Annotated in this window: 14 protein-coding genes; 7 read left to right on the top strand and 7 right to left on the bottom strand. The window is 71.7% G+C overall.

The window, feature by feature from the left end:
* Nucleotides 1–98: 98 nt before the first annotated feature.
* Genes ACFC8N_RS05425 through ACFC8N_RS05415 form a run of 3 tightly spaced genes read left to right on the top strand, consistent with a single transcriptional unit; the run spans nucleotide 99 to nucleotide 2,562 of the window.
* Nucleotides 99–1,247, top strand: a complete 1,149-nt coding sequence (locus tag ACFC8N_RS05425; protein ID WP_356021786.1) for an ABC transporter ATP-binding protein — start codon at nucleotides 99–101, stop codon at nucleotides 1,245–1,247.
* On the top strand, nucleotides 1,244–1,897 hold the full coding sequence (locus ACFC8N_RS05420) for an ABC transporter permease subunit (RefSeq protein ID WP_356021787.1): 654 nt from the start codon (nucleotides 1,244–1,246) through the stop codon (nucleotides 1,895–1,897). The genes ACFC8N_RS05425 and ACFC8N_RS05420 overlap by 4 nt, the downstream gene beginning before the upstream one ends.
* On the top strand, nucleotides 1,894–2,562 hold the full coding sequence (locus ACFC8N_RS05415; RefSeq protein ID WP_356021789.1) for an ABC transporter permease: 669 nt from the start codon (nucleotides 1,894–1,896) through the stop codon (nucleotides 2,560–2,562). Before ACFC8N_RS05420 ends, ACFC8N_RS05415 begins: the two co-directional genes overlap by 4 nt.
* Before the next feature lie 6 nt (nucleotides 2,563–2,568).
* Here ACFC8N_RS05415 and ACFC8N_RS05410 read toward each other — a convergent pair whose 3' ends face one another.
* The 4 genes from ACFC8N_RS05410 to ACFC8N_RS05395 are packed head-to-tail and all read right to left on the bottom strand — an operon-like array spanning nucleotide 2,569 to nucleotide 6,880.
* On the bottom strand, nucleotides 2,569–3,168 hold the full coding sequence (locus tag ACFC8N_RS05410) for an ATP/GTP-binding protein (RefSeq protein WP_356021791.1): 600 nt from the start codon (nucleotides 3,166–3,168) through the stop codon (nucleotides 2,569–2,571).
* Nucleotides 3,155–3,565 carry a DUF742 domain-containing protein gene (locus ACFC8N_RS05405; RefSeq protein WP_356021793.1) on the bottom strand — a complete coding sequence of 137 codons (411 nt, stop codon included), beginning with the start codon at nucleotides 3,563–3,565 and terminating at the stop codon, nucleotides 3,155–3,157. The genes ACFC8N_RS05410 and ACFC8N_RS05405 overlap by 14 nt, the downstream gene beginning before the upstream one ends.
* Before the next feature lie 31 nt (nucleotides 3,566–3,596).
* Entirely contained in the window at nucleotides 3,597–4,073 is a 477-nt protein-coding gene (locus tag ACFC8N_RS05400) for a roadblock/LC7 domain-containing protein (RefSeq protein WP_356021795.1), read from the bottom strand.
* The gene (locus ACFC8N_RS05395) at nucleotides 4,070–6,880 is read right to left on the bottom strand and encodes an ATP-binding protein (protein ID WP_376286634.1); all 2,811 of its coding nucleotides are present in this window, start codon (nucleotides 6,878–6,880) and stop codon (nucleotides 4,070–4,072) included. Before ACFC8N_RS05395 ends, ACFC8N_RS05400 begins: the two co-directional genes overlap by 4 nt.
* A 232-nt stretch (nucleotides 6,881–7,112) precedes the next feature.
* Here ACFC8N_RS05395 and ACFC8N_RS05390 point away from each other — a divergent pair, with 232 nt between their 5' ends.
* A complete protein-coding gene (locus ACFC8N_RS05390) occupies nucleotides 7,113–8,078 on the top strand; it encodes an ABC transporter substrate-binding protein (protein WP_362821138.1) in 966 nt (321 codons plus the stop codon).
* Nucleotides 8,079–8,157: 79 nt separating this feature from the next.
* Here ACFC8N_RS05390 and ACFC8N_RS05385 read toward each other — a convergent pair whose 3' ends face one another.
* Nucleotides 8,158–8,613 (bottom strand): TerB family tellurite resistance protein, encoded by a 456-nt coding sequence (locus ACFC8N_RS05385; RefSeq protein WP_356021801.1) that lies wholly within the window; start codon nucleotides 8,611–8,613, stop codon nucleotides 8,158–8,160.
* A gap of 207 nt (nucleotides 8,614–8,820) precedes the next feature.
* Here ACFC8N_RS05385 and ACFC8N_RS05380 point away from each other — a divergent pair, with 207 nt between their 5' ends.
* Nucleotides 8,821–9,189: a metalloregulator ArsR/SmtB family transcription factor gene (locus tag ACFC8N_RS05380; RefSeq protein WP_356021803.1), complete on the top strand. Its 369-nt coding sequence runs from the start codon at nucleotides 8,821–8,823 to the stop codon at nucleotides 9,187–9,189.
* A 55-nt stretch (nucleotides 9,190–9,244) separates the two neighbouring features.
* The gene (tatA, locus tag ACFC8N_RS05375; protein WP_356021805.1) at nucleotides 9,245–9,526 is read left to right on the top strand and encodes a Sec-independent protein translocase subunit TatA; all 282 of its coding nucleotides are present in this window, start codon (nucleotides 9,245–9,247) and stop codon (nucleotides 9,524–9,526) included.
* A gap of 140 nt (nucleotides 9,527–9,666) precedes the next feature.
* On the opposite strand, the gene ACFC8N_RS05370 is transcribed toward tatA, so the two are convergent.
* Together ACFC8N_RS05370 and ACFC8N_RS05365 are read right to left on the bottom strand one after the other, a co-directional pair.
* A complete protein-coding gene (locus ACFC8N_RS05370; protein WP_376286629.1) occupies nucleotides 9,667–10,122 on the bottom strand; it encodes a DUF6114 domain-containing protein in 456 nt (151 codons plus the stop codon).
* Between the two features lie 5 nt (nucleotides 10,123–10,127).
* The gene (locus ACFC8N_RS05365; protein ID WP_356021968.1) at nucleotides 10,128–10,826 is read right to left on the bottom strand and encodes a DUF6230 family protein; all 699 of its coding nucleotides are present in this window, start codon (nucleotides 10,824–10,826) and stop codon (nucleotides 10,128–10,130) included.
* A gap of 781 nt (nucleotides 10,827–11,607) precedes the next feature.
* On the opposite strand from ACFC8N_RS05365, the gene ACFC8N_RS05360 reads away from it, so the two are divergent.
* Nucleotides 11,608–12,258 carry a Tat pathway signal sequence domain protein gene (locus tag ACFC8N_RS05360; RefSeq protein WP_362821141.1) on the top strand — a complete coding sequence of 217 codons (651 nt, stop codon included), beginning with the start codon at nucleotides 11,608–11,610 and terminating at the stop codon, nucleotides 12,256–12,258.
* Nucleotides 12,259–12,781: the final 523 nt, after the last annotated feature.

Genomic DNA, 12,781 nt, shown 5'->3' with positions numbered 1-12,781 from the left:
AACACTCGCGGTCTAGACTCTCCCCGCAACGGCCTGCGCACGACGACCCTGGCCGAAAACGGGCGGAAATCTGCCAAACCCGAAGGGTATTCGGCGTTTTGATACGGATAGATTCAGTCACGAAGCGGTATCCGGACGGCACGGTCGCGGTCGACCGGCTGTCGCTGGAGATACCGGACCGCGCGATCACCGTCCTCGTCGGGCCCTCGGGCTGCGGCAAGACGACGACGCTGCGGATGATCAACCGCATGGTGGAGCCCACCGAGGGCAGCATCCTCCTCGACGGCACGGACATCCGGCAGCAGCCGGTCAACACCCTGCGCCGCTCGATGGGTTACGTCATCCAGAACGCCGGTCTCTTCCAGCACCGCACCATCCTCGACAACATCGCCACCGTGCCCCGGCTGCTCGGCACCCCCAAGAAGGAGGCCCGGGCCCGCGCCGCCGAGCTGATGGAACGGGTCGGGCTCGACGCCACGCTGGCCAGGCGCTACCCGTACCAGCTCTCCGGCGGCCAGCAGCAGCGCGTCGGCGTCGCCCGGGCGCTCGCCGCGGATCCGCCGGTGCTGCTGATGGACGAGCCGTTCTCCGCCGTCGACCCCGTGGTGCGCAAGGGGCTCCAGGACGAACTGCTGCGCATCCAGGACGAGTTGGGCAAGACCATCGTCTTCGTCACACATGACATCGACGAGGCGATCAAGCTGGGCACGATGGTCGCCGTGCTGCGCACCGGCGGCCGGCTCGCCCAGTTCGCCCCGCCCGCCGAACTGCTCAGCGCGCCCGCCGACGCCTTCGTGGAGGACTTCCTCGGCGCCGACCGCGGCATCCGCCGGCTGTCCTTCTTCCCGTCCGCGGACCTGGAGTTGGAGACCGAGCCGATCGTGGCCGCCGACGCCGACGCCGAGACGATCGCCGCACGCTCCGCCGCCCCCTACCTCCTCGTCACCGACGCGGAGGGCAGGCCGCTCGGCTGGAGCGAGCCGGACCGGCTCACCGCCGGAGCCGTCGACCCGGATCAACTCCTCGACCACGGACGCCCGTTCACGCCCGGCACCGACTCGCTGCGCACCGCGCTCGACGGCGCCGTGCTCTCGCCCACCGGCCGGGCCGTCGCCGTGGACGGCGAGGGGCGCGCCGTCGGCGTCGTCTCGCAGCAGGTCATCGGCGAGGCCATCCGCGCCGCCCACAGCCGGGCCGCCGGCGCCGCGGAGCCGGCCGCTGCCGCCGACGCCGAGGCCGTCCGGTGAACGGCTTCTTCGACCTGCCGAGCGACCTGCAGTACAGCTACCTCGGTCTCGTCGCCCTGCACCTGCGCGAAGGGCTGCTGCCGGTGCTGGCCGGGCTGCTCCTCGCGCTGCCGGTGGCCCAGCTGTGCGTCCGCTTCCGCTGGGTCTACCCGCCCGTGCTCGGCGTCACGACCGTGCTCTACTCCATCCCCTCGCTGGCCTTCTTCGTCGTCCTCATCGACTACTTCGGGCAGAGCGAGACCACGGTGATGATCCCGCTCGCGATCTACAGCCTGGTGGTGCTCGTCCCGGCGATCGTCGACGGCGTCCGCTCCGTGCCGCCCGAGACCCTCGCCGCCGCGCAGGCCATGGGCTTCGGGCCGGTGCGCCGCTATCTCCAGGTCCAACTGCCCATCGCCGTACCGGCGATCATCGCGGGCCTCAGGGTGGCCACCGTCTCCAGTCTCTCCCTGGTCAGCGTCGGCATGCTCATCGGCAACCAGGGCGCCCTCGGCAACATGCTCTACGCCGCCACCACGTACCACCGCCCCGCCCTGGCCGTGAACTCCGTGCTGACCACGGCCGTGCTGGGCATCCTCGCCGACGCGACGCTCGTCCTCGTCCGCCGGCTGCTCACCCCCTGGATGCCGACGAAGGGTGCCGTCCGGTGAACGTCCTGAACTTCGCGCACGCCTTCTTCGGCGACAGTGCCCACTGGCACGGCTACGACGGCATCCCCACCCGGCTCGTCGAACACGTCACGTACGCGCTGGAGGCGCTGCTGTACGCCGCCGTGATCGGCCTGCCCATCGGCCTGGTCACCGGGCACTACGGCCGCGGCGGCAACGCCCTCGCGCTGATCGCCACCGCCGGCCGGGCCCTGCCCAGCTTCGGGCTCCTCGTGCTGATGTTCATCTGGATCGGCTTCGGTCTGCTGCCGGTGATGATCCCGCTGGTCGTGCTCGCCGTACCGCCGATCCTGGTCACCACCTACGAGGCGATCCGCTCCGTCGATCCCTCGCCGGTGGACGCCGCCCGGGGCATGGGCATGCCCGAGGCGCGGGTGCTGTTCCAGGTGGAGGTGCCGGTCGCGCTCCCGCTCATCCTGAGCGGCCTGCGCACGGCGGCCATCCAGATCGTCTCCACCGCCACCATCGCGGCCTACGTCAGCCTCGGCGGCCTCGGCCGCTACATCATCGACGGCCTCTACCAGAAGAACTACGAGAAGGTCGTCGGCGGCGCCACCCTGGTCGCCGGACTCGCCCTCGCCACCCTGCTGGTGTTCTGGGCACTGTCCCGGATCACGGTCTCGGCGGGGGTGCGGCGCAGCGGCTGACTCCCGCTACGACTCGGTGCGGGCCAGCGCCAGTTCGAGCACGACGAGCAGCGCGTCCCGCACCGAGCCCCGCTCCCGGGCGTCGAACACCACGACCGGCACCCCGTCGGAGACGTCCAGTGCCCAGCGGACCTCGTCCAGGGTGTGCTCCACCCTGCCGTCGAAGGCGTTGACGGCGACGGCGAACGGGATGTCCCGGTGCTCGAAGTAGTCGACGGCCGCGTAGCAGTCGTCCAGGCGGCGGGTGTCGACGATGACGAGCCCGCCGACCGCGCCCTCGACGATGTCGTCCCACATGAACCCGAACCGCTCCTGCCCGGGCGTGCCGAACACATACAGCTTCAGCGTCGGGTCGATGGTCAGGCACCCGAAGTCCATCGCCACGGTGGTCGTGGTCTTGCGCGGGGTGTGCGTGAGGTCGTCCACGCCCGCCGCGACCTCGGTGATCGACGCCTCGGTGGTCAGCGGCTCGATCTCCGAGATCGAGCCGACCGCGGTGGTCTTGCCCACGCCGAAGCCGCCCGCGACCACCATCTTCACCGGCAGCGGCGGCCGTACGGCGGCGGGTGCGGCCGCGCCGCGCACGAGCGGTTCAGTCGGTGTCACTCGGTACCTCTCGGGAGTCGGGGACGGCCCTGAGGCCATCGATGAGCCTGCGCAGGACGGACGCGTCGCGGGTGGCGCCGACGTCCGGCACGTACACCGCCAGCTGCCCGGCCTCGCGCAGGTCTTCGGCCAGGACGCGGACCACGTTGAGGTGCAGGCGCAGCCGGGCCGCGAGTTCCGCGAGGGACTGCGGCAGCCGGCAGGCGGCCACGATGTCGTACTGCTCGAACGAGAGCCCGGCGAGCGCCGCCAGCCCCTCGGCGGTGGCCACCACCTGGGTCTCCAGGGGCAGCGCCCGGCCTGAGCCGTCGTCCGCGACCCGGCCGGCGGTCACCAGGAACGGACGTACGGCGGGGGCGGGGCCGACCGGGTCCGGACCCGTCGTGCCGTCCGCCATGACCATCTGCTCTCTCTCCGTGCGCGGACGCTCAGCGGGCGGACGCGGCGGCGACGTTGTTCTTGAGCTCCAGCACCAGCTGCGGGCTCAGCGCGGCACCGGCGCGGTTGGCGAACAGGGTCATCTCGTAGGCGATGTTGCCGAGCTTCGCCTCCTTGTCGGTGACGACACCGAGCACGGCGCCGGAGCCGATCGCGGAGACGATCACATGGCCGCCCTCCAGATCGATGATGACCTTGTTCAGGCCGCCCAGACCGTAGTTGCCGGAGGCGCCCGCGGCCAGGCTGGTGATGCCCGACACGATCGCCGCGAGCCGCTCGGAGTCGGCGGGCTCGCGCAGCTCGGACACCGCGATCAGCAGGCCGTCGGAGGACACGGCGATCGCGTCAACGACCCCGGCGGTCTCGGTGGCGAAGCGGTTCAGCAGCCAGGTGAAGTCGGCCGCGGCCGCCTGGAGATCGGCCGGCGCGGCGCCGCCCGTCGGGGTGTCACCTGTCGACGTGCTCAACTGTCGGCTCCTTCGGGAAGGTGGATCTGGTCGTGCGGTGCGGTGGAGTGGACTGCCGGTACGGCACCTTCAAGGGGGGTGCGGGGGGTGCCGGGGCCGTGCGCGGGGTTCTCGGCCGAGGCGCGGTCGGGTGCTTCGGCGGGGGCGTGGTGGGCGTGCTCCGGGACTTCGGCCGGAGTGCCGCCGTGGCCACGTGCGGAGTCCGCGACCGGTGAGCCGGGGGTGTGCGTCGGCTCACCGGCCGGGGCGTCGACGGCGCGCGCGTCCGCGTCGCCGTGTGCCTCGACGGCGCCGGCCTGCGCCTCCCCATCGACGTGCGGCTCAGCGTCGGCCTGTGCTGCGGTGTCGGTGGCTGTCCCGGCGTGGGCGTGCGGCCTTGTGTGGGCGGGTGTGTCTGCGGCGGCGCGTGTCCCCGTGGCCTTCAGTGGTGTGGTGTCGGGGCGGGGGTGGTTGCCCGTGTCGCTGTCGCGGTGGGCGCGTTCGACGGCGGCCTCGAACTCCTCCAGCGCGCTGCGCTCGGCCTCGGCGTCGCGGGGCCGGGCCGACGCGGGGAGCGACTGGGCGGCACCCGCGGTCGTGTGCAGCGTGGCGCCGCGGACCCGGCGGCGCAAGGGGCGGGAGCCGGTGGGGGCCTGCTCCGGAGCCTGCGGCTCGCGGCGGGGGAGCCGGCGGGGCAGCGGGCCGGCGGGCTCGATGCCGTCGGCGTCGGCCTCGGCGTCGTCGTCCCGGGACCGGGCGGAGGAGGGGCCCTGCGCGGACTCGGCGGGCCGCACGGTGCTCTTCGACCGCTCCGGACCCGACACCGCCCCGGCGGGCGTCGGCCGTACCGTGACCGCCCCGGCCACCGGACTCGCCGGCCGCAGCAGCGCGCTCGGCAGGGTCACCTCGGCCGTCACACCGCCGCCCGGCGTCCGGGTCAGCTCGACCGCGATCTCCCAGCGGCGGGCCAGCGCACCCACCACGAACAGGCCGAGCACCTTCGTCGGCACCAGGTCCACGCGTTCGCGGCGGATCAGCCGGGCGTTCTCCTCGGCCAGCCGCTCGGCGCTCATGCCGAGGCCGTGGTCGGCGATCACGACGTGCGTGCCCTCGGCGCCGGTGCGCACGGTCACCTCGACCGGGCTGCCCTCGGGCGAGAACGACACGGCGTTCTCCAGGAGTTCGGCCAGCATCAGCGTGAGGTCGCCGATGACGTCCGGCTCGGCCAGGGCGTCCGACGCGGCGTACAGGCGTACCCGCTGATAGCCCTCGATCTGCCCGAGCGCGGCCCGTACGACGTTGGACAGCGCCGTCGGCTCCCCGTCCAGCCCGCCCTCACGGATGCCGGCCAGCAGCATCAGGCTGTCGGCGTTGCGGCGCAGGCGTACGGCGATGTGGTCGATGGAGTACAGCCGTTCCAGCAGAGCCGGATCCGTCTCGCCGCGCTCCACGGCGTCGATCAGGGCGAGTTGACGGGACGTCAGGTTGCTGACGCGCCGGCCCACGTTGCCGAACATCTCGGCGGTGTTGCGGCGGCTGAGCACCTGCCGCTCCAGCAGCGCGCCGGCGGTGGTCTGCACCCGGTTGAACGCCTCTGCCAGCTCGCCGATCTCGTCGCGCGCGGTGACCGGCATGTCCCGCAGCCGGGGCGGCCCGTCGTCCTCGGCGTCGTCGTCGGCGACCCGGGCCAGCTCGCGCCCGGCCACCTCGGCGACCTCCCGCGCGGCCCCGGTCAGCGCCTGCACGGGCCGGATCACCGAGCGGCGCACCAGCACCGCGAAGGCGATCCACAGCGCGAACATGAGCAGCGCCCCGCTCAGCAGCAGCCCGGCGCGCCACCGCGCGGAACCGGCCGAGTGCTCCGCGCCGGCGGCGATCTGGCCGATCAGCGAGGTGGTGATCGTCAGCCGGGCGTCGGCCTGTTGGGAGAAGTCCGGGTAGCCGGCCAGCGCGTCCTGCACCGCCTGCCGGATCTCGTCCTTGCCGTTCGCCTGGAGCTGGCCCACGTCCACCTGCAACTCGGCGAAGGACTGGGCGATGTTGCGCTGCTCCGGGGTGTGCTCCATGCCCGCGAGCCCCTCGGCCTGGGCCTCGGTGGCGAACCGGGCGAAGCGGTCGGCCTGGTGGTTGTAGAGGTCGTAGGCACCGACCGCGCTGGTGAACTCGATCAGCGCGTTGGTGTCGCCGGTCTTCGCCGCGAACACGTTGGTCTCGAAGGCCCCGTGCGCGGCGTCCGCGCGCAGCAGTGAGTCCAGCAGGTTGCCCGTGAAGGTGTCCGCGAGGTCCGCGTTCCGGTCCAGACCGAGACCGTCGATCACGCCCTGGGCGGCGTGGGCGTAGGCCGGGTCGACGTTGTCGGCGGGCATGTACGACTGCTCGACCGACAGGCGCAGGCTGGTCAGGCCGTCGACCTCGCGCAGCGCCTGCGCCTCACCGGCGGGCAGCCGGTCCCCGAAGACCGCGCGGACCTTCGCCACCTGGGCGTCGACCGCGGCCTGGGCCTCGTCGTAGGCGGAGGTCGAGGACTGGGTGTACCCGGCCTCGTAGTTCACCGAGAGCAGGATGGCCTGCTGGTGCTCGGCCTCGATACGGTCGACGAGCTGTGCCACCTGGACGCTGTCGCGCACCAGTCGGGCCGCCGAGGAGGAGCTGTTCCACTGCAGGACCAGGTCGGTGAAGACGTAGGACAGCAGGACGGCGATCACGGCCAGCGGGATGCCGACCAGGAGGTTGAGCTTGCGCCGGAAGGGCCAGCGGTCGGCGACGCCCCGTACCCTGCCCCGCGCCGGGGTGTGCCGGGCGGGCGCGTCCACCTGGTCCGTGGACACACGGGCCTCCTTCTCGGGTGCTCTCCGACACCGAAGCGGGCCCCGTGCACTGCCGTGGCCGGATTTCAACTGACCCAGAGATTACAGTCTTCTTGAAGGAACAATCGGCGCAGATCGCATCACGAATCCATGACGAAGACAGCGCTCTCTGTGCGCAACTGACCGCAGATCGAGGCCAATCGGTAATCTGCTGCCCTTGACTGACCGAGAACCGGCTGGATTGGATCAGTGGGTGACTTCCACACAGCGCATCAGCAGGTCCATCCGAAGGAACCGGGGCGCGGCGGCCGTCGCCCTCGTGGCGGCGACGGCTCTGCTGGCCGGCTGTTCCTCCAAGAGCGGCTCCTCGGGCGGCAACCCCCTGACGGACGACGGCAAGGCGAGCGGCGACACCGTCGTCGTCGGCTCCAACAACTTCCCCGAGAGCACCCTGATCGCCGACATCTACGGCGAGGCGCTCAAGGCCAAGGGCATCAAGGTCACGTACAAGCCGAACATCGGCAGCCGCGAGACCACCTACGGGCTGATCAAGAACGGCTCCATCAAGCTGCTGCCCGAGTACAACGGCGCGCTGCTCGCGTACCTCGACCCGAAGGCGAAGCCGGCGACGGCCGACGCCACCACCACGGCCATCGAGGCCAAGCTGGACTCCAAGCTGACCCTGCTGAAGCCGGCGGCGGCGCAGTCCAAGGACTCGGTCACGCTCAACGCGGCCACCGCGAAGAAGTACGGCCTGACCGAGAAGTCCACCATCGCCGACCTGAAGGACGTCGCGAAGGACCTGGTCCTCGGCGCCTCGCCGGAGTTCCAGACCCGGCAGCAGGGCCTGGTGGGCCTGCAGTCCGTCTACGGCCTCGACTTCAAGTCCTTCCGGGCGCTGGACGCGGGCGGCCCGCTCACCCAGGCGGCGCTGCAGAAGGACGCCGTGCAGGCCGCCGACATCTTCACCACGGACCCGACCATCACCAAGGAGAAGTTCGTCGTCCTCCAGGACCCGAAGAACCTCTTCGGCTTCGAGAACGTCCAGCCGCTCGTCCACAAGGGCGCCCTGTCCCAGAAGGGCGTCGACGCGCTGAACGCGGTCTCGGCCAAGCTCGACACCGCGACCCTGCTGGACCTGGACACCCAGGTGCAGGCCCAGAACAAGGACCCGCTGGACGTCGCCCAGGCCTGGCTGAAGTCCGCGGGCCTGAGCTGACACCGCTGGACGAACACCGGGGGCGGGGGCACGGTCGACGGTGTCGAGCGTGCCCCCGCCCGCATCCGGCCGGCGGGGCTCAGAGGTCGAACTCGTGCGGCGGCAGGTCCAGCGTGAAGCAGGCCTCGCGCACCACGGCCTGCTCGGACTTGTCGAAGTCGCCGTCCGCGCCGCCGATCACGATGCCGATCTGGACGACGGCCCGCGCCTCGGCCGGCTTCTTCTTCGCCTTGGCGATCTCCTGGAGGACGCTCACCTTGCCGAAGGCGAAGTCGGTCGTCAGCTTGTTCAGGTTCTCCTCGAAGCGGCGGCGCAGGTCGTCCGCCGGGAAGTTCTGCAACACCTCGTTCGTCGCGATGAGCTGGGCCACCCGCTGCCGCTCCGACGGGTCGACGGTTCCGTCGGCGGCGGCCACGAGCGCGCACATCGCCATGCTCGCGTCCCGGAACGCACCGCTCTTCAGGTCGTTCTTCCTCGCCACCAACTGGGTCTGCATCGTCGACGCCGACTCCTTGATGCGGTCCCACAGGGCCATGCGCACTCCTCGTGTCAAAAGGCCGGGCGCTCCCACGGCACACCGGCGGCAACTTCTACAACACCGTAGAAACTCATGGCGCCGCCGGGAAGTTCCCGCCCGCCTAGACTGGGTCCCCGTACCTGGAATCCCGACCCGGGATCCCGTACGCGGACGGAAACCCCGTCACGAAGCGGACGACGCAGCGGAAAGCAGAGGAAGGCGACAGTGGCGACAGCGCCCGGCACCGGCCATCAGGACCCCTCCGCCGAGGTGCTCACCGAGGCGGCCGCCGCCTTCGGGCTGCTCGCCTCGCCCGCCCGGCTGCACATCGTGTGGGCGCTGATCCAGGGTGAGAGCGATGTCACCGGGCTCGCCGAACGGGTCGGCGGCGCGCTGCCGGCCGTCAGCCAGCACCTGACCAAGCTCAAGCTCGCCGGTCTGGTCCGCTCCCGCCGCGAGGGCCGCCGGCAGGTGTACTTCGTCGACACCGCGGGGCAGGCCGCCGTCGTGGAGGTCGTACGACTCCTCGTCGGGAGCCTCGCCGCGAAGGACACCGCCGCCGAGGCCCCGGCCCGTCGCCTGCGCGGTCTCTGATCCAGGTTGTACAGTTGCGCAATATGGCAACTGTTCATGAGAGGGAGGGGCGGACATGCTCCGCAACGGACTCGAACCCTGGCATCTGCTGATCGTCGCGGTCGTCTTCATCGTTCTCTTCGGCGCGCGCAAGCTCCCCGACACCGCGCGGGCGCTGGGCAAGTCGATGCGCATCCTCAAGAGCGAGGCGAAGGCGATGAAGGAGGAGGGTGCCGCGGTCACCGCCGCCGCGGACGCGTCGGTGGTGCAGCCGACGGAGGTCCTGACGTCGAGCGATGTCCGCGCGGCGGCGAGCACGGCCACGGCGCCCGGCGCGGGTGCCGCGGCGGCCCGCTGAGCGACGCCGCCTGCCTCCCTGACGGGGGCGCGCACTCCCCGGCTCGGCGGAGGGCGTCCCCCTTCCCGGCCGGGAGCCGGCCGCTCGGGGGCCGGCTCCCGGAACCTCGGGCCGGGCTGGGACCGGTCCGCGGCCGGTCCTCAGACCGGGCCTTCCACTCCCTCCGCCGCCGCGTGTGCCGCGGCGGCGGACCGGAGCCGCTTGCGGCGCTCCCGACGGCTGACACGCGGCTCCTGGTCGGGCAGCCAGCCGAAGGCGAGGCAGCAGCCGGTGGCGCCGAGCAGGAGGCCGAGGAAGAAGCCTCCCAGGTTGGACGTGAGCCAGGTGCCCAGCGTGACCAGGATGCCGGTGATGGAGTAGAAGAGCCGCTGCGAGGGGTTGAAGAGGATCAGCAGGCCCAGCAGCGCCATCAGTGCCGGCAGCAGATAGCCGGCCAGGCCCTGCATGCCGATGTGCATCACGACCTTCAGCGAGGCCTTCTCGGTGAGCAGGATCCAGCCGCCGCCCAGGGCGAGCAGCAGCCCGCCCCAGAACGGCCGGCGGGCCCGCCAGCCGCGGAAGGCCGCCCTCGCACCCCGATGCGGACGGTCCGGCACGGCGATCAGCAACCCGAGTCGCTGAAGCGGAGCTTGAGGCCCGGCAGCTTGAACACGCCTGCCGTGGTCGCGTAGTTGGTCTGCCGCAGATTGGCGATGTGCACGGTGTCGGCCTGCTGGCTGAAGACCCCGATCGGACCCTTCACGCCCGCCTTGTTCAGCGTGCTCGCGTCGTTGCCGATCTCGATGTTGTTGAACGCCGCGTCGCCCGACAGCTGGGACGAGTCGGTGGTGAGGTCGCTCGCGGACACCGGCGTGCCGCCGCCGCCCGCGGTGATCAGGAGGTTGGTGCCGCCGAGGTCGACGCTCTGGCACAGCTTGGTGAGCGTGGCGTTCCTGATCGCCGAGGTGACGATCAGCTCCTGCCCGCCGCTGTCCCCGGCGTTCGGGCTGCCCGGCGCCATGTTGTCGAGCCCGCCGAACTGCTCGAACCCGGTGCCGGTGAGGTCGGTCGCGGTGACCGTGAACGGCATGCCGGAGATCGCGAACTGCACACCGAGGGCGCCCTGCGCGGTGAGGACGGCGAGGCCGGCGGCGACGAGGGTGGCGGGCACCGCCATCACCGCGGCCCGGCGTGCGCGGACCCGCCCTCGTCTCTCGCCGGCGCCGGCGGCCCGGGCGGTCTGTGGTGCTTCGGACGGTGAACCGCTTCCCGGGTTCTCGGGGGTGTTGCCGTCGGACGGGACGTCCGGGGACGAGGCCATGTCTGCTCCCATGGTCATGGATCCATTGCGGGTCGGGCATCAGGTGGCGGCGCGGTGTCCTGGCGCGGACAGCGACCGCCGCGCACGCCTCCTCGCACTCCCGGCGGGCAAGGGCTTTCTCGTTACGCGGCAGTAGCCTCCGAGGAAGTTACTGCCGGTTACTTTGAAGGGTCAAGGGAGATGTGAAAAAAGGGTGTCGAACCCGTTCGGACCTCGGTCACATGCCACAACTGCCCTTGCGGTGCTTGACGTTGATGGTTGATCAGGTCTACAACTTCCCCTGTTTCACGGATCCGTGGCGCCGGATCCGCCGAGCGTCACGGGCCGCGTTCCCGGCCCTCTCCCGGCGACCGCTCACCTCGGCTCACGGCAACCGCTCACACCGGCGCGGCGCACGGGTCCCTTCCCCCCGGACCCGGGTGCCCGCCGTCCCCCTCGGCCCGGCCGGAGGTCTTCCCCCGAGGCCTCCGGCCGGCGTCGGCCCACCGCCGTCGACGGCCCGTCGCGTACGGAGAAGGCGCGACGGCCCGCGCCGACGGCACTCCGAGCCGCCGTCGCCGCCACCACCGCGTCACGCACCCCGCGCCGCCGCCACCGGCGCCCGCACCACTCGCGTGACGCACCACGCGCACGTGTGCCCACGACGGCTCGCGCCTCCTCGCAGCACCGGGCGCACCGGCGTGCCGCAGGCGCCGTACCTGTGCCGCCCCGCACCACCGCCCAACCCGCCACCCCTCACCTCACCTCACCCGATCCCCACTCAGGAAAGAGGCACCCGCCCATGCGTACGCGATCCGTCCTCACCCTCGCCGGCGCCGCCACCGCGCTCGCCCTCGCCGTGGCGACCCCGGCCTCCGCCGACGGCGCCGTCCTCACCACCGGCGGCGCGGGCGGCACCGCCGTCGCCGTCGGCGACACCCTCACCGCCCCGCTCGCCTCCGGCACGTCCGCCACGCTCTACTCCAGCGCGACCGGCACCAGCGGTGTCTCGTGCACGTCCTCCCAGTTCACCGCCTCGGTCACGGCCAACCCGGCCGCGCCCGGCACGGCCACCGAGTCCGTCTCCGGCCACACCTTCGACGCCTCCTCGTGCACCAGCAACGTCCTCGGTGTCACCGGCGTCAGCAGCATCACCGTCGACAACCTGCCCTACACGGCGACGGTCGCCTCCGACGGCACCCTCACCGTCTCCCCGGCCAGCGGCTCGACCATCCAGACCACGGTCAAGCTGAAGACCCTGCTGGGCAGCATCACCTGCGTCTACCAGGCGGCCGCTCTGACCGGGAAGACCGACAACTCCGACAGCAGCATCACCTTCACCAACCAGCAGTTCACCAAGTCCTCCGGTTCGTCGCTGTGCTTCGCCAACGGCTACTTCACGGCCAAGTACGCACCCGTCACCGACGGCGGCGCCCAGGTGTACGTCAACTAGACTCAGAACACGGGAAGTTCACCGAAGGCCCGAGCCGCCACCGGCGGCTCGGGCTTTTGGCGTGCCACCGCGTGCCGCCGCTCGCGACCGCGTCACGCCGCCCGCGAGAACGTGCGAACACGCGAACGTGCGAACACGCCGGACACGAGCGGGAGGTGTCCGGCGTGCCGCTGTTCCGCCGGGCCGGCGCACCCGTGATCGGGGGCGCAAAGCACCGACCGGTTCGGCTGTTTCGCGCCTCCTGTGAGCCCCCATTGAGGAGCGGGTCGTCGGCCTCGTATGGTGGCGATCATGCGCGCGGCGCGCACCGTCGCGCGACTGCCGTGCATCGGCGGGCAAAGAAGGGGGAGGGCGCCCTGATCTCGCACGATCACAGACCGCTGACGGGCTGTTCGCCAGGGGGGTCACCGATGGCGCGGGTCGCGCCGTCGGCCCGCACGGCCGACTCCCCATGCCGGTCGGTGAGTTATCGTGTGCAGGGTGTCAGAAACAAACCGCATGTCCCGTTCGTTAACGTCGCGAG

Source organism: Streptomyces sp. NPDC055966, assembly GCF_042269865.1.
Lineage (GTDB): Bacteria > Actinomycetota > Actinomycetes > Streptomycetales > Streptomycetaceae > Streptomyces.
This window is presented reverse-complemented; position numbering and strand designations above follow the sequence as displayed.